This window comes from Micromonospora sp. NPDC002411 (assembly GCF_053592955.1).
Map to the genome: position 1 here is coordinate 48,819 of NZ_JBSFBM010000001.1, position 15,617 is coordinate 64,435.

Here is a 15,617-nt window from a genome sequence, read left to right on the forward strand (position 1 = left end):
GGTCGGAGACGCCTGGGTGGCCGACTCGTGGCGTGCGGCCAGCGAAGCGGGACGGAGGCAACGCAATGCGCCCAGTACGCTTCGTCGCCCTCTCCGAGGACGGCCATGCCCTGGTTCTCGCCGACGAGGTCGGGCGGTTGCTCGCGCTGCCGATCGACGAACGGATCTCCGGTGCGCTGCACGCCGAGCCGGGCGCGCCGCCGCTCGTGGTGGCGCCGACGGCGGCCGACCCGACTCCCTCACTGTCCCCTCGGGACATCCAGGCCCGCATCCGCTCCGGTGAATCCGCCGAGGATGTGGCCCGGATCGCCGGCGTGCCGGTCGACCGGGTGCTGCGATACGCCGGTCCGGTGTTGCAGGAGCGGGCGATGCTCGCGCAGCACGCCCGCCGCACCCGCCTCAAGGGAGCGGAGAAGCCCACCCCGCTCGCCGAGGTGGTCAACGGTCGGTTGAGCCAGCACGGCATCGACACCGAGAAGATCTCCTGGGACGCGTACCGGCGTGACGACGGCACCTGGCGGATCATCGCCACCTGGCCGTCCGGCAAGGCCACCGCCCAGGCCATCTGGGATCTGGACAAGACCCGGCAGTCGGTGGCCCCGCACGACGACATGGCGCAATACCTGTGCGCCGAGCGGCCCACGCCGATCCTCGGCCAGGAGCCCGCACCGGAGCGGGGCGGGCACGCCCTGCCCGGTCCGTCGCGTGGTGAGCCGAGCCGTGGCGGGCACGGGTTGCCGGCAGCGTCCGAGCACCCGCGTCCCGGTCGGGATCCGATCCGTGCAGGCCGCGACGCGCTGCTCGCCTCACTGGACCGTCCACTCGGCGCCTCGTCCGGCCGTGGTCTGGAGCCGCGTACTCCGGCTGCTCTCGCCGGGTCGGACGCGCCTCGGCAGCGGCCGGTCGGCGGGGGCGCTGCCGCGCTGCTCGGCGGCGGCCAGGGGTCGGCCTTCGACGACGACTCGGACGCACCCAAGGAGGTGCCGGCCGTGCCGTCGCTGGCGGTGCTGCGGCCTCGCCGGACGGGCGCCGCGGCGGCTGCCGGCGGCGGCGAGTCCACCGATGCGAACGGCAAGCCGCGTAAGCGGTTGCCCAGCTGGGACGACGTTCTCTTCGGCAGCGGCCCGGCGGCGCGCGAGTCCTCCTGACGCTTCGCGTTGACGGGTGGTGGTTCACCACCCGTCAACGTGAGACGTCGAACGGCCCAGAGTCAGAGTGCGAGGGGCAGCGGGGCCGTGATCGGCTCGGCTTCGCGGAGACCGGGCTGTCGACGCGAGCAGGAGGCCTCGATTTCCGAGAACCCGAGGGGATCACGACCTCGGGGCGGTCAGAGCGGCCAGGCGGCGAGCCGTTCGTAGCGTGATGGCCGCGAGTCGAGGTGGCTGCGTATCAGCAGCAGCTCGGCTGCCGGCCATTCCGGGCCCTGGTAGTCGTCGAGATCGGCCCGGTCGGCCTCGATGTCGGCCAGGTCCATCCGATCACCGGGCCGGGCGATGGTCAGGTGCGGGCGGAACGACTTCTCGTCGTACGGCAGCCCGGCGTGCCGCAGCCGGGACCGGATCAGCCGGGCCAGCGCATGCAGGGCTTCGACCTCGCCCCGGAGGCCCGCCCAGAGCACAGTGGACCGACCCTGGCCGAACCGACCACCGCCGCCGAGACTCAGCCGGGGCGCGGCGTTGCGGTCGTCCCGGAACGACTCCGCGGCCAGCCCGAGCGCGCTCTCCACCTCGACCAGCCGGGCAGCCTCGACGTCACCGAGGAAGGCCAGCGTGACATGGAGGTGGGCCGGTTCGGCGAGCCGGACGTTGATACCGGCGGCGGCAGCAGCGGCGACCTGTAGGCGCATGACCCGCGCGGTCAGGTGGTCGACCGACTCGGGACGGGGGTAGACCGCGACGAAGAGCCGCACGCTCAGCGGTGCCGCTGCCAGTGCCCGGCCCTCGCCGCCGGCAGGCTCAGCCCGGCGGCGTGCAGCACACCCTCCACCCGGACCCGCTCGATCTCCTGGTCGACGCCGTCCAACTCGCCGAGGTGCTCGGCGATGCCGAGGGCTCGGCAGGCGAGGCGAAGACGATCGTCGTACGCCTGAAGCAGCGCGCCGTGCCAGACCATCGGTCGGCCGGGGCCACCGAGCCGCTGGCCGCCCAGACGCCGCAGGTCGGCGGCGAGCTGTTCCAGGGGACGACGGTCGGTGCTGTCGAAGGCGCTGAGGTCGATGTCCCGGGTCAACGCGTCCGCCTCGATGGCCCGGTCGAGGCGCGCGATCGTCCGTTTCTCCCGCCGCCGCTCACGCCACTCGGACCAGCCGCAGACCATCCGGTCGATGATCTCGTCGTAGCAGAAGAGCAGGGCAAATGCCGCCGGAAGACTGGCCACGGCGAGGAGCGCCAGGGCCAGCATCAGCGCGCGCTCGACTCCCACACATCGACGCTAAGCCCCATCGTGCCCCCTCGCCAGCGGTTTGCGCGCATCCGCGCCATCCGCCGAAGACGGCGCGGATGGCGCGGAAGCGCTTCGCACTGGTCAGCAGTCGGTGGACGTGACGTAGAAGCGGGGCATCGGCAGCACCCGGAAGCGCAGCCGGGCACCGGAGTGGCGCAGCTGCCAGGTGAGCGCGATCAGGGCGGTGGCCAGCGAGATCAGCCCGCCCATCCAGATACTGGCGCCAGCGCCGAAGTGCTCCGCGACCCAGCCGATCAACGGCGCGCCGACCGGGTTGGTTCCCAGGAACACCAGCACCCACAGGGCCATCACCCGGCCCCGGAAGGCCGCGTCCACGCCCATCTGGATGCGCTGGTTGGCGGCCTGGGCGAAGAAGACCATGCAGAAGCCGGTCGGCACCAGCAGTGCCACCACCAGCCAGTACGTCGACGCGAGGCCGACCAGGGTGCCGAAGCTGGCGCAGGCGATCGCCGCACCGAGCACCAACCAGACCGACGGGCGACTACGCCGGCCGGTGCCGCTCAGCGCGCCGCCGAGGGCACCGACGGCCAGGGCGGTGCTGAACAGGCCGAAGGAGGCAGCGCCGGTGTGGAACACCGTCTTGGCCAGCGCGGCCAGGGTGAGCTGGAAGTTGAACAGCGACATGCCGATCACCGACATCATCGCCATCGGCATCAGCAGGTCGGGGCGCCGCCACACGTACCGCAGACCGTCGACGACCCGTGCGGACGCCCGCTCGTCGCGCGGCAACAGGGCGTCGCGGTGCAGGTCGGCCGTCCGCATGCGGACCACGTTGACCAGGGGCGCGATCGAGCTGAGGGCGGTGAACAGGAACACCGGCCCCACGTCGAACGCGGCGATGGCCAGGCCGGCGACGGCCGGGCCGACGATCCGGGCGGAGTTGAACACGGCGGCGTTCAGCGACAGCGCGTTGGGCAGCAGAGACGTGCCGACGAGTTCGGAGACGAACGCCTGACGGACCGGGGTCTCGACGGCGTTGGCAGTGCCGAGCAGCGCGGCGAAGGCGAAGACGTGCCAGAGCTGCACCAGGTCGGTGAGGACCAGCACGGACATGCCGAGCGCCAGCACGGTCCAGAAGGTGTTGGCGGCGAAGAGCAGCACACGCTTGTCGTACCGGTCGGCGAGCCTGCCGGAGAGCAGGGTGAGCAGCAGCACCGGGGTGAACTGACACGCGGTGACCACGCCGAGCGCGGTCGCCGAGTTGTCGGAGAGCTCGAGGACGAGCCAGTCCTGGGCGATGAACATCATCCAGACGCCGATCAGTTTGATCAGCTGCCCGGATGCGAAGAGGCGGTAGTTGCGGACCTGTAGGGACTGGAACATCGTGCTCAGCTTGGCCTGCACTCTTGGTGCGCCTCCTCCGGACGTACGCGTCATCGACAGGTGACGGCACGGACCCGGTGGCGCGGGCGCGGCTCAGGCGCGAGCGAGCTGCTGGAGAATCTGGGCGGCCCTCTGCAGGGTCTCCCGTTCGTCCTCGTCGAGCGCGGCCAGCCGGTGGGCCAGCCATTCGTCGCGGGCCCGCTCGAACTGGTCGAGCACGGCCTGCCCCCCTTCGGTCGCCGCGAGGATGACCTGCCGGCCGTCGGTCGGGTGGGGTGTCCGCCGCACGAGGCCGCGGTCCTCCAACTTCCCGACGATCTTGGTCATCGTCGGTGGCTGCACCCGCTCGACGTCGGCCAGTTCCCTGGGCGTCAGCGCGCCCGCCAGCCGCAGGCTGGTGAGCGCGGAGACCTGGGTGACTGTGAGGTCGCCGACCGGTCGGGCCTGGCGGACCCGCCGGTTGAGTCGGGTGATCGCATCACGCAACTGGGGAGCCAGTCGCGCCGGTGGCACGCGTTCCGCCGTCACCGTCCGCTCCATCACGTTAGTTAGCTTAACTAATGAGCCTGGCTAACGACATCTCATATGACCAGGCTCACGAGGACATTGGTGCAGTTCCGGGCGAGGAATCCTGTTCGACTCCCCGCCCGGACGACCGTCAGAGCACCAGGGACTCGATCGGCCCGCGCAGGAAGTACAGCACGAACAACGCGGCCACCCCGTACAGCAGCGGGTGGATCTCGCGGGCCTTACCCTTCGCCAACTTGACCACCACGAAGGTGATCAGGCCGGCGCCGATCCCGTTGGAGATCGAGTAGGTGAACGGCATCAACACGATGGTGAGGAACGCCGGAATCGCGATCTCGTAGTCGGACCAGTCGATCGTCCGCACCGCGGTCATCATCAGGAAACCGACCACCACCAGGGCCGTCGATGCCGCCTCGAACGGCACGATCACCACCAGCGGCGCCAGGAACATCGCCAGCAGGAACAGCACGCCGGTGACCAGGTTCGCCACACCGGTCCGGGCACCCTCCGCGACACCGGCGGCACTCTCGATGTACGACGTGTTGCTGGACGTGCTGGCCGCACCACCGGCCGCCGCGGCGATCGAGTCGACGAGCAGGATCTCCTTGGCCCGCGGCGGGGTGCCCTTCTCGTCGAGCAGGCCACCCTCCTGGCCGACGGCCACCATCGTGCCCATGGTGTCGAAGAAGTCCGTGATCAGCAGCGTGAAGACGAACATCAGCACGACCACCCAGCCGGCCCGACCCCACGAGTCGAGCACGTTGAACTTGCCGAGCAGCGACAGGTCGGGCAGGTCCACCACCGTCTTCGGCAACTCCGGCACGTTCAGCGACCAACCCTTCGGGTTGGGTTGACCGTTGACGAACGACGGGCCGATGTTGCCGATCGCCTCCACGATCACCGCCAGCACCGTCGAGGCGAGGATGCCGATCAGGATCGCGCCCCGCACCCGACGGACCACCAGCACCAGGGTGATCAGCAGACCCACCACGAAGACCAGCATCGGCCAGCTCACCAGCTTGCCGCCGATGCCCAGACCGACCGGCACGGTGGTGTTGGCGTCGTCCGGGATCCGCCGGACGAACCCGGCGTCCACCAGGCCGATGATGGTCAGGAACAGACCGATGCCGACGCCGATCGCGGTCTTCATCTGGGTCGGCACCGCGCGGAACACAGCGGTCCGCAGACCGGTCAACACCAGCACCGCGATGATCACACCCTCGATCACCACCAGGCCCATCGCGTCGGCCCAGGTCATCTCGGGGGCGATCTCGTACGCCACCAGCGCGTTCACGCCCAGACCAGCGGCGAGCGCCAACGGGAACCGGCCGACGACACCCATCAGGATCGTCATCAGGCCGGCGACCAGCGCGGTAGCGGCAGCCAGCGCGGGAATCGGGAGGGTCTTGCCGTCACCGTCGACGGCACCACCCAGGATCAGCGGGTTGAGCACCACGATGTACGCCATCGTGAAGAAGGTCGCCAGGCCACCGCGTACCTCGCGGCTCATCGTCGAGCCACGGGCGGAAATCTCGAAGAACCGGTCGAAGCCGTTACGCGGTTGAGCGGGGTTGGGAGGTGTGCCGTTCTCGGGCGGCGCTACTGCCATCAGGTCCTCGCAGGTGATCTTCCGGTTGTCGCGCGCATCGTCCCAGATCAGCGACGGGCAGGGGAAGTCAGTCGCGTACGCTTGCCGAATGCCGAACGAGCAGCCACCGCGGCCCGCACCGCTGGACCCGCCGATGGTGCCGTTCGCCCTCGCCGGGTTGATCGCGTGGGCGGTGGCCGGGCTGGTCCTGCTGATCTTCTTCCGGGGTTGGCTGACCGACCACGGTCACCAGAACTGGCTCTGGACCTGCCTCGCCGGTTTCCTGTGGGGCTTCCCGGGGCTCGCCGTCATGATGCGGCACGACGCCAACCGACGCCGACGCCGCGCGAGCTGAGCCCGGCCGCCGCGAACGGTCAGGGGTGCCCGTACGGCTCCGCCGGCTCGGCGTTCTCCACCGAGCCCGGGGCACGGCTGACCGACATGGCCTCCACCGCGCTGTCGTCGTACACCGTGGGTAGTTCTTCGACGGCGGTCTCGGCCGCCTCGATGAGCGTCTCGGAGTGCGCGCCGCAACCGTGGTCGGCGCTCACCACCCGGCCGTCGTCCGGGGCGAAGAAGTTGCCGCACGCACCGAAGGCCTGCCGCATCGCACCGGCCAGCGGCAGGTAGAAACCGCAGCTGCCGCAACGGGCAGCGGCCGGCGCGGCCGTGGAGATCGGAGCGTCGGGGCCGTGGTCGCCGTCGTACCAGCGCTGCGCTGCCTCGATGCGGCCCTCGCGGGAGAACACCCGCGCCCGCCCGAGGCCCAACTCCCACGCGGTCTCCTCGACCGCCGGATCGTCGGAGAGCAGGTAACCGGGGACCAACCGGTCGTCGTCCGGCGAAGTCGGCAGCAGATCGCCCGGACCCAGGTCGCCCGGCTTGAGACGCTCCTGCCAGGGCAGCCAGCCGGGCGCGAGCAGTGCGTCGGGCCCGGGCAGCAGCACCGTCTCGCAGATGGTCACCGTCTTGCTGCGCGACACGCGGGTGACGGTGACCGCCCACCGCCAACCCCGGTAGCCAGCGAGGCGGCATTCGAAGTAATGGGTGACCAGCCGTTCACCTTCGGCAACAACCTGCAGGTGGTCGCCAACATCGTCGGCGTCGACCTCGGTGATGCCAGCACGAGCCACCTCGACGGCGGCGGCGCAGACCTGGTCGAGACGGGCGGCACGGGTGGAGGCGGGCCTGGTCACCTCACCATTGTTCCCCATGCGCCCCGCAGGGGTGACAGGGACTCCCGGGGAACCTTTCCCCGCAGTGGTGCGGCGTACCTGGATCAGATGGGCGAGGATGGTGCACATGCCGTCGTACTCCCGCTCCGAGCGATCCCTCCTCGGGCGGACGGTCGGCACCGGCATTCGCGCCGTTCGTCTACTGTTCCGCGGTTCGGTGGGCAGCGGCCGCTGGGTGACCCGCCGCGCCGGTCGGGCCCGGGCCCGGGGCGCCGGCGGCGAGGTCGGCATGGTGCGCCTGTTCGACCTGCACGCGCTCTCCTGCGCCGGTGACACCCTGATCGCCATCGGCCTGGCCGGGACGATCTTCTTCAACGTGCCGCTGGGCGAGGCCCGCAGCAAGGTCGCGCTCTACCTGCTGGTGACCATGGTGCCGTTCGCCATGCTCGCCCCCGTGGTGGGCCCGCTGCTGGACCACTTCCGGCACGGCCGGCGGTACGCGCTGGCCGCGACGATGCTGGGCCGCGCGTTCCTGGCCTGGTTGATCTCCGACTACATCCATGGATTCGGGCTCTATCCGGCCGCGTTCGGGGTGCTCGCGCTGTCCCGGGCGTACGGCGTGGCCAGGTCCGCGGCCGTGCCCCGGTTGCTGCCGGAGGGCCTCGGCCTGTCCCAGGTGGGAGCCCGGGCCAGTGTCTACGGCACGGTCGCGGGCGCGCTTGTCGCTCCGATCGGGCTGGCCGCGTTCTGGTTCGGGCCGCAGTGGCCGCTGCGCGTCGCGTCGGTGATCTTCCTGGTCGGCATGGTGATCTCCCTGCGCCTGCCGCCGAAGGCCGACTCGGAGCCACCGGAGCGGGTCCCCCGGCCACTCCGCGCGCTGGGCAGACACCGTGGCGACCGACCCCTGGGCCGAGGTCGCCCGGCCGGCCGCCTGGTGATCGCCACGCTGATCGGCTCCGCGACGCTCCGCGCGGTGTACGGCTTCCTCCTGCTCTTCCTCGCCTTCGCGATCAAGAAGGGCGACCTGACCACAGTGGTGTTCGGCCGGGATCTGGGCGCCGAGTGGGCATTGGGGGCGGTCGGCGGCGCGCTCGCGGTCGGCACGTTCCTGGCCACCGCCATCGGCACCCGTCTGCGCATCCACCGGCCGGCCGCCATCCAGTCCAGCAGCATGATCATCGTGGCTGGTGTGGCGGTGCTCGCCGTCATCCAGTTCTCGCTGGTGATGGTCGCCCTGCTCTGCCTGGTCGCGGCCCTGGTCAGCGGGATATCGAAGCTGGCCGTGGACGCCTCGATCCAGGAGCGCATCCCGGAGCGGCTGCGGGCGAGTTCCTTCGCCCATTCGGAGACGGTGCTGATGCTCGCCTTCGTCGCCGGCGGAGGGCTGGGGCTGGTCCCGTTCAACGGTCGGATGGGCATCGCGGTGGCCGCCGGGGTCGGCGTCCTGGCCGCGATCCGGGGTGTGCTGGTCGCCGCCCGCCTGCGAGGCGAGAAGCTGGCCGGCCGGCCGCTCGGTGACGACGAGCTGACCGAGGACGAGCCGGCCGACGAGCCCGCGGATGTCGCGCCCACCTCGCCGGCCCCGACCCAGGCCAGCTCGCCACGGTACGACGACCCGAGCCTGGCTCCTCCCGGCTACCACATCTACCGTCCGTCCTCGGCGGTCGGCGGCCCGGGTGGCGGGGCGGACGACGACACCCGCCGCGAATCCCCCGGCTCGGTCTCATGACCGGTCTGCTGGTGGTGACGGCGGTGCCCGCCGAGGCGGAGGCGGTCCGCGTCGGCCTGACCGACCACACCGTGACCGTCACGCCGGTCGGCGTGGGCCCGGCCGTCGCCGGTGCCGCCACCGCCCGGCTGCTGGCGCTGGCCGAGGCCGCCGGCCGCCCGTACCGTGCGGTGATCAGCGCCGGCGTCGCCGGCGGCTTCACCGGGCGGGCCCAGGTCGGCGACACAGTGCTCGGCACCGCCAGCATCGCCGCCGATCTGGGCGCCGAGTCGCCGGACGGGTTCATCCCCGTCGACGAGCTGGGCATGCCGCCGGCGATGCTGGGCGTCGGCGGCGTGGTGCCGGCCGATCCGAGCCTGCTGGCGGCACTGCGGGCCGCACTCCCGGCGGCCACGACCGGGCCGGTGCTCACCGTCAGCACCGTCACCGGCACCGAAGCCAGCACCCGGGAGCTACGCCGAAGGCATCCGCAGGCGGTCGCCGAGGCCATGGAGGGGTACGGGGTGGCGGTCGCCGCCGCCCAGGCCGGGGTGCCCTTCGCCGAGTTGCGCACCATCTCCAACCCGATCGGCCCGCGCGACCGAGACGCCTGGCGGCTGCGCGAAGCCCTCGCCGCACTGACCACGGCAGCGCCAGCGCTGCGCTGAGCCAGCCGCCGACTCACTTGTAGCTCTGCCGCCCCGGACGGCCCAAGCGCAGCGCGGCGGGCCGGCGGGCCTCGATCTCGAAGCCGCACGCCAATAGCAGGTCGATGCCTGCACCCTCGGCAAGCGCGGCCACGTCCTCGACACCCGCCTCACGCATGCCGGCGAGCAGGGCCGTGACCAGCCGACGCCCGAGCCCCAGCCGCCGGTACCGAGGGTCGACGAGCACGCCGTCGAGCACCATCTCGCGCTCCGCCTCGCCAGGGTGCCATTCCCCGTGCTCAAGGTGGGGACTCCGCTCATGTGCCCGCAGTTCCCCGACCGACTGCCCGTCGGGCAACTCGGCGATGTACCGCCAGCAGGTGGCCGGCAGATCGCCGACGAGCCGGCGGACCTGGGCCGTCCGACGAACCTCATCGCCCCACCGCCGGTTGTCGCGGTAACGCCGGTTCAGCTCGTACGCGGCCGGTGGCAGCGGAAGTGGATATCGCTCGGGCGGCAGCCTGTACCACTCCGCCCACCAGGCACCCGGCCAGTCCCGAGGCTCGTACACCGGCCAGACGTCCAGGTGAGCCGGGTACCGCCGCCCGGCCCCGTCCCGCATCTCGTCGTGCGGGACCGGCGTCGGCTCGGTGACGGCAAGGGCCGTCGGCACGCCGACGGCCACCTCCCCACCCGCTGCCGTGACCAGACGCTCCACCGTCCGGAAGCGGGGATCGGCAGCGCGCCCCGACTCGATCCGGGCCAGCGTCGGCTGCGGCACCCCGGACCTCTCAGCCAACTCCCGTTGACTGAGATCAGCGCGACGGCGCAGAGCTCGGAGAGCTCGGCCGAGGTCAGCCTCACCGGTTCCATCTGGGCAGTCGGTCGCCTCTGTCACAGGTCGATGCTCCCGGCTGATCGAGGCTCTATCAACAGCCATGTCAGGGCTGTGGATAACCCTGTGGAAAAGCTCTCGGGCCGGTGGATGGCACCTCCCAACGCCCCTTTGGAGCTGAATCGTTTGCGGCATCACCGCGCCGACCCTCATCTCCAGGACCGTGCTGCCCCAAGACCGCCCAGCCTGGGCGCGGTCAGCGGCACCGCCCGCCACGACACGGACGAGGCCCGACCCGGCGCGGTCCGGCACGGCGAGGTCCGGCGCGGCGAGGTCCGGCGCGGCCCGGCGCGGCGCGGCGCGGGCGAGGCTCGACCGGCGCGGCATTCTCCGGAACAGCCCCGCCCGATGCGATTCGTTTACGACATCAGCTCCAAAGGACGCCTGAGGCACGCGCCCCGCTGGCGTCGTCGACCGCCTTCGCCTCCGATCCGACCCGCCGGCCCGACCCGACCCGCCCGGCCAGGCCAGGCCTCCGAGCTGTCACGGATCACAGTGGGCGGGGTGGGCACGGGCCTCAGGGCGGGGGCAGGGCTAACGTGAGGGGCGTGGCGCTCTCCCTGGCGATCTCGCCCTGCCCCAACGACACGTTCGTCTTCCACGCGCTGGTGCACGGGCAGGTCCCCGGCGCACCGCCGGTCGAGGTGACCTACGCGGACGTGGACGTCACCAACACGGCGGCCGAGCGGGGCGCCTTCGACCTGGTCAAGGTCAGTTTCGCGGCGCTGCCCTGGCTGCTCGACGACTACCACCTGCTGCCCTGCGGTGGCGCGCTCGGTCGTGGCTGCGGCCCGCTGGTGCTGACCAGGGGCGACCGCACCGACCTGTCCGGCGCCACGGTGGCGGTGCCGGGCGACCGGACCACCGCGTACCTGCTGTTCCGGCTCTGGTCGGCCGGGCAGCCGCCAGCCCGGATCGAGGTGGTCCCGTTCCACGAGATCATGCCGGGCGTCGCGGCTGGGCGTTACGACGCTGGGCTGGTCATCCACGAGGCCCGGTTCACCTACCACCGACACGGCCTGAGCGCGCTCGTCGACCTCGGCGAGTGGTGGGAGGCCGACACCGGCCTGCCCATTCCACTCGGTGCGATCCTGGCCCGACGCGGCGCCGTCGACCCGGAGGCCGCAGCCGGCTGGGTCCGCGAGTCCGTCCGGCAGGCGTGGGCCGACCCGGCCGCCAGCCGGGAGTACGTGTTGGCGCACGCCCAGGAGATGGAACTCGACGTCGTGGACCGGCACATCGGCCTCTACGTCAACGAGTTCACCGCGGACCTGGGTGAGGCCGGTTTCGCCGCGGTGGCGGCACTGCTCGACCGCGCCGCCACCGCCGGCCTGGTGCCTCAGACCTCCAGCTCGCGCGCCACCGCGTGGACCAGCTGAGCGATCTTCTGCGCGGTCTTCTTGTCCGGGTACCGACCCCGGCGCAGGTCGGGCTGGACCTTGGCCTCCAGCACCTTGATCATGTCTTCGACCAGGCCGTGCAGCTCCTCAGCCGGTCGACGGCGCAACTCCGCCATCGACGGCGGCGCGTCCAGCAGCTTGACTCCCATGGCCTGCGCGCCCCGACGGCTGTCCACCACGCTGAAGTCGACCCGTTGGCCACCCTTGAGGTCGGTGACACCCGCCGGCAACGCCCCCTTGGGCAGGAACACGTCCCCGCCCTCGTCACTCGTGACGAAGCCGTATCCCTTGGCCGTGTCGTACCACTTCACTCGACCCGTAGGCACCTGAAAACCCCTGCTTCACTTGAGCCGCTACTGCTCCAAGGCTAGCTGGATCATGCCGTCGAGTGCCGCTGGGAATTCGGTGAGCCGATCCAGCACCACTTCCGCCCCGGCCGAGCGCAGCTCATCCCGCGAGCACGGGCCGGTCGCGACCCCGATCCCGGGCACCCCGGCCGCTGCCGCCGCCACCATGTCCGCGACATGGTCGCCGACGTAGTGGGTGGCGCCGTGCTCGCGTAGGGCGGTCGCCTTCTGCTCGGCGAACAGGTCGCCGGCCAACTCGTCGACCTCGAGACCGAGGTGGTCCAGGTGCAACCGGGCCAGCCGGCCGATCTTGGACGTGACGACCAGCACCCGCCCACCCCGCGCACGGATCACCTCGATGGACTCCCGCGCGCCGGGCAGCAGGAGCGTCGGGGTGATCGCGTACGCCGGGTACAGCTCGCGGTACACGAGCACGGCCGATTCGACCTGCTCCGATGGGAACCAGTGCGCGATCTCGGTACGCAGCGGCGGCCCGAGGCGGGACACCGCCAGCTCGGCGTCGATCGGCACGCCGGTCTTCGCGGTCAGCGCGCGGTACGCCGCGGCGATCCCGGGGCGGGAGTCGACCAGGGTCATGTCGAGATCGAATCCGACGGTCAGTGCGGGCATGCCGAAAAACGTACCCGGCGACTCCCGTCCGGCCGAACGTCCGAGGGGCGCGGAGGCCCGCTGCCGGGCTAGCGTGGAAAGACGATGACCACCTCACTCGCCGACCACCTGCGGTCGCTGCCCGACGAGTCACTGGCCGCGCTCCTCCAGCTGCGGCCCGATCTCGTCGTGCCCGTGCCAGCCGACGTCTCCGCCCTGGCCATCCGGGCCCAGTCCCGGGTCTCGGTGGCGCGTGCGCTGGACGGGCTGGACCAGTTCACCCTCCAGATCCTCGACGCCGCCCGCCTCACCCGGAACCCGGACGACGGCACCACGGCCACCGACGCCGTCCTGGCCATGGCGACCTCCGGGCCGCACCCGCCGGCTCCGACGGCCGTCCGGGCCGCCGTGGGTCGGCTGCGCGCGCTCTTTCTGCTGTACGGCCCGGAGCACGCGCTGGAGGTGGTGCCCGCCGTCGACGAAGTCGCCCCGTACCCCGCTGGGCTCGGCCGGCCGGCGGCGGAGCTGGACCCGCGCACGGCCGTGCTCTGCGCGGACCCGGCGAAACTGCGCCGGACGCTGCTCGCCGCCCCGCCGTCGGCTCGGGCGATCCTGGACCGCCTGGCTGCCGGCCCGCCGGTGGGCAGTGTGCCTCCGGGCGCGTTGCAGGCGCCACCGCTCGGTGCGGAGGACCCGGTGCTCTCCGACCCGACCAACGGTGGTGCCCCGGCCGGCTCCCCGGTGCGTTGGCTCGTCGACAACCGGCTGCTGGTCCCCGTGACGACCGGCTCGTCGACGGCCAGCGGCACTGTGGAGCTGCCCCGCGAGGTCGGGTTGCTGCTGCGCCGCGACAGCGGCCCGCTCGGCCCGCTGCGCACCAGCCCACCGCCGGTTGCCGGTGCGCCGCGCGAACCGAAGGCCGTCGACTCGGCCGGCGCCGGGCAGACGATGGAGGTGGTCCGGAACACCGAAGGGCTGCTGGAGCAGCTGGCCGACGAACCCGCGCCGGTGCTGCGCTCGGGCGGCATCGGCGTACGGGACCTGCGGCGGCTGGCGCGTACCGCCGGGTTGGACGAACCGACGACCGCGCTGCTGCTGGAGGTGGCGTACGCGGCGGGGCTCCTCGGCGAGTTGGAGATGCCGGGCGCGGCCTCCGGCCGGTACGGGGCCGATCAGCAGGTGCTGCCGACCGGCGGGTACGAGGTGTGGCGGGCCGCCTCGCTGGCCCAACGCTGGGAGCAGTTGGCCCGGGCCTGGCTGACCATGACCCGGCAGGTGGGGCTGGTCGGCCGCCGGGACGACCGGGACCGGCCGATCGCCGCGCTCTCCTCCGAGGCCGAACGGGCGAGTGTCCCCGGCACCCGGCGGGCCGTGCTCGGCGTGCTCGCCGACCTGGAGCCGGCTACCGCGCCCACCCCCGACGAGGTGCAGGACCTGCTCGACTGGCGGGCGCCACGACGCAGCCGGGGCCGGGACACCGCGCACCGGGAGGTGCTGGCCGAGGCCGCGCAGTTGGGTGTCACAGGTCTGGGTGCGCTCACGTCCTACGGTCGGCTGCTGCTGGGTGACCTGAGCTCGACCGACGAGCGGGGCGGCGAGGATCCGCTGGGCGTGCACGCGGACGTCGAGAGCGGCGACCCGTCGAGTGCCGCCAGGGCGTTGGACGCGCTGCTGCCCGCACCGGTCGACCACTTCCTGGTGCAGGCCGACCTGACAGTGGTGGTGCCCGGCCCGCCCGAACCGGCGCTCGCCGTCGAGTTGGAGGCGATGACCGAACTCGAGTCGGCCGGTGGGGCCAGCGTGCACCGGGTCACCACGTCGAGCGTGCGACGGGCGCTGGATTCCGGCTACACGGCCGACGACCTGCACGACGTGTTCCGGCGGCGGTCGCGTACCCCGGTGCCCCAGGGCCTCACCTACCTGGTGGACGACGTGGCCCGTAAGCACGGCGGGCTGCGGGTCGGTCTGGCCGGGGCGTACCTGCGCAGCGATGACGAGACCCTGCTCAGCGAGGTGCTGGCGGACCGTCGGCTGGAGTCGTTGGCGCTGCGTCGGCTCGCCCCGACGGTGCTGTGCACGCAGTACCAGGTGGGCCGGTTGCTGGGTGCGCTGCGCGACGCCGGGTACGCCCCGGTGCAGGAGGACGGCACCGGCAGCACGGTGCTGGCAAGGCCGCGGATCCGCCGGGCCCCGGCGCGGGTGTCGGTGACCACCCGGACGCTCGACCCGTTGTCCACCCCGAAGCTGCCCATGCCACGGCTGCTCGGTGTGGTGGAGCACATCCGCAGGGGTGAGGCGGCGGCGCGGGCGGCCCGACGGGCGCCGGCGGTGGTGCGTGGCGGTGCGGCGGGGCTGGGTGGCGGCCCGGTGCCGGCACACACGCACAGCGAGGCACTGGCGGTGCTTCAGCAGGCGGTGCGGGACAAGGCGCTGGTCTGGGTCGGTTACGTCGACGCTCACGGGGCGACCGCGTCCCGCCTGGTCAAGCCGGTCTCGATCGGCGCTGGCTACCTGCGCGCCGAGGACGAACGGACCGAGATGCTGCACACGTTCGCGCTGCACCGGATCACCGCGGCGGTGCTGGCGGACTGACCGGTTCGGGTCGGCTGACCGGCAGCGCCACCGGGGCGCTGTCGGTCAGCGGCGGCTGCGGCGGACGGTGCCGACCACCGAGATGATCAGAAGTAGCGCGAAGCCGGCGCCGGCGGACTCCCCGACCGAGTCGACGAAGCCCTGCCGCAGCACCAGCCATCCGAAGAGGAACCACCCGAGGAGGAGTGCCGCCGCGACGGCGTACGCGATCACCGTCGCTCGGGACACCTCGTCGGGTGGTGCCTGCTCATGTTCCGCGATCACGTCACGGTCGACCGTCATACCCAGCCTCCCCGCCCGGTCCGGCCCTGGACTCCCAGGGTGACACTCGTTGGACCGGTC

The 15,617-nt window shown here is 72.2% G+C and carries 16 protein-coding genes; 6 read left to right on the top strand and 10 right to left on the bottom strand.

Annotated features, from left to right (window positions below):
* Positions 1 to 65: 65 nt before the first annotated feature.
* On the top strand, positions 66 to 1,148 hold the full coding sequence (gene sepH / locus ACWCO3_RS00250) for a septation protein SepH (RefSeq protein ID WP_145786025.1): 1,083 nt from the start codon (positions 66 to 68) through the stop codon (positions 1,146 to 1,148).
* 179 nt (positions 1,149 to 1,327) lie between these two features.
* Here the strand turns inward: sepH and thpR are convergent, their stop codons facing one another.
* The 5 genes from thpR to ACWCO3_RS00275 form a co-directional block, all read right to left on the bottom strand.
* Entirely contained in the window at positions 1,328 to 1,909 is a 582-nt protein-coding gene (gene thpR, locus ACWCO3_RS00255) for an RNA 2',3'-cyclic phosphodiesterase (RefSeq protein WP_450007661.1), read from the bottom strand.
* A gap of 2 nt (positions 1,910 to 1,911) precedes the next feature.
* A complete protein-coding gene (locus ACWCO3_RS00260) occupies positions 1,912 to 2,421 on the bottom strand; it encodes a hypothetical protein (RefSeq protein WP_358162137.1) in 510 nt (169 codons plus the stop codon).
* A 102-nt stretch (positions 2,422 to 2,523) separates the two neighbouring features.
* Complete coding sequence (locus ACWCO3_RS00265) at positions 2,524 to 3,807, bottom strand: MFS transporter (RefSeq protein WP_145786022.1); 1,284 nt, start codon at positions 3,805 to 3,807, stop codon at positions 2,524 to 2,526.
* Between the two features lie 72 nt (positions 3,808 to 3,879).
* Positions 3,880 to 4,329 carry a MarR family winged helix-turn-helix transcriptional regulator gene (locus ACWCO3_RS00270; RefSeq protein ID WP_197699303.1) on the bottom strand — a complete coding sequence of 150 codons (450 nt, stop codon included), beginning with the start codon at positions 4,327 to 4,329 and terminating at the stop codon, positions 3,880 to 3,882.
* A gap of 115 nt (positions 4,330 to 4,444) precedes the next feature.
* Entirely contained in the window at positions 4,445 to 5,923 is a 1,479-nt protein-coding gene (locus ACWCO3_RS00275; RefSeq protein WP_145786021.1) for an NCS2 family permease, read from the bottom strand.
* An 88-nt stretch (positions 5,924 to 6,011) separates the two neighbouring features.
* Here ACWCO3_RS00275 and ACWCO3_RS00280 point away from each other — a divergent pair, with 88 nt between their 5' ends.
* Complete coding sequence (locus ACWCO3_RS00280; protein WP_347662626.1) at positions 6,012 to 6,257, top strand: DUF2530 domain-containing protein; 246 nt, start codon at positions 6,012 to 6,014, stop codon at positions 6,255 to 6,257.
* A gap of 19 nt (positions 6,258 to 6,276) precedes the next feature.
* On the opposite strand, the gene ACWCO3_RS00285 is transcribed toward ACWCO3_RS00280, so the two are convergent.
* Positions 6,277 to 7,206 carry a DUF3027 domain-containing protein gene (locus ACWCO3_RS00285; protein WP_208745223.1) on the bottom strand — a complete coding sequence of 310 codons (930 nt, stop codon included), beginning with the start codon at positions 7,204 to 7,206 and terminating at the stop codon, positions 6,277 to 6,279.
* On the opposite strand from ACWCO3_RS00285, the gene ACWCO3_RS00290 reads away from it, so the two are divergent.
* Together ACWCO3_RS00290 and ACWCO3_RS00295 are read left to right on the top strand one after the other, a co-directional pair.
* Positions 7,205 to 8,806, top strand: coding sequence for an MFS transporter (locus ACWCO3_RS00290; RefSeq protein ID WP_450007666.1), 1,602 nt, complete (start codon positions 7,205 to 7,207; stop codon positions 8,804 to 8,806). The genes ACWCO3_RS00285 and ACWCO3_RS00290 overlap by 2 nt on opposite strands.
* A complete protein-coding gene (locus ACWCO3_RS00295) occupies positions 8,803 to 9,453 on the top strand; it encodes a futalosine hydrolase (protein ID WP_450007668.1) in 651 nt (216 codons plus the stop codon). The genes ACWCO3_RS00290 and ACWCO3_RS00295 overlap by 4 nt, the downstream gene beginning before the upstream one ends.
* 13 nt (positions 9,454 to 9,466) lie before the next feature.
* Here ACWCO3_RS00295 and ACWCO3_RS00300 read toward each other — a convergent pair whose 3' ends face one another.
* Positions 9,467 to 10,330 (bottom strand): helix-turn-helix domain-containing protein, encoded by an 864-nt coding sequence (locus ACWCO3_RS00300; protein WP_450007670.1) that lies wholly within the window; start codon positions 10,328 to 10,330, stop codon positions 9,467 to 9,469.
* A gap of 545 nt (positions 10,331 to 10,875) precedes the next feature.
* Here ACWCO3_RS00300 and ACWCO3_RS00305 point away from each other — a divergent pair.
* Positions 10,876 to 11,706 carry a 1,4-dihydroxy-6-naphthoate synthase gene (locus tag ACWCO3_RS00305; RefSeq protein ID WP_145786015.1) on the top strand — a complete coding sequence of 277 codons (831 nt, stop codon included), beginning with the start codon at positions 10,876 to 10,878 and terminating at the stop codon, positions 11,704 to 11,706.
* Here the strand turns inward: ACWCO3_RS00305 and ACWCO3_RS00310 are convergent.
* Together ACWCO3_RS00310 and ACWCO3_RS00315 are read right to left on the bottom strand one after the other, a co-directional pair.
* The gene (locus tag ACWCO3_RS00310) at positions 11,667 to 12,053 is read right to left on the bottom strand and encodes a cold-shock protein (RefSeq protein ID WP_088986676.1); all 387 of its coding nucleotides are present in this window, start codon (positions 12,051 to 12,053) and stop codon (positions 11,667 to 11,669) included. The genes ACWCO3_RS00305 and ACWCO3_RS00310 overlap by 40 nt on opposite strands.
* Before the next feature lie 27 nt (positions 12,054 to 12,080).
* Entirely contained in the window at positions 12,081 to 12,704 is a 624-nt protein-coding gene (locus ACWCO3_RS00315) for an HAD family hydrolase (protein ID WP_450007673.1), read from the bottom strand.
* An 84-nt stretch (positions 12,705 to 12,788) separates the two neighbouring features.
* Here ACWCO3_RS00315 and ACWCO3_RS00320 point away from each other — a divergent pair, with 84 nt between their 5' ends.
* The gene (locus tag ACWCO3_RS00320) at positions 12,789 to 15,275 is read left to right on the top strand and encodes a helicase-associated domain-containing protein (RefSeq protein ID WP_357937630.1); all 2,487 of its coding nucleotides are present in this window, start codon (positions 12,789 to 12,791) and stop codon (positions 15,273 to 15,275) included.
* Positions 15,276 to 15,320: 45 nt separating this feature from the next.
* On the opposite strand, the gene ACWCO3_RS00325 is transcribed toward ACWCO3_RS00320, so the two are convergent.
* Positions 15,321 to 15,557: a hypothetical protein gene (locus ACWCO3_RS00325; RefSeq protein ID WP_145786012.1), complete on the bottom strand. Its 237-nt coding sequence runs from the start codon at positions 15,555 to 15,557 to the stop codon at positions 15,321 to 15,323.
* Positions 15,558 to 15,617 lie beyond the last annotated feature (60 nt).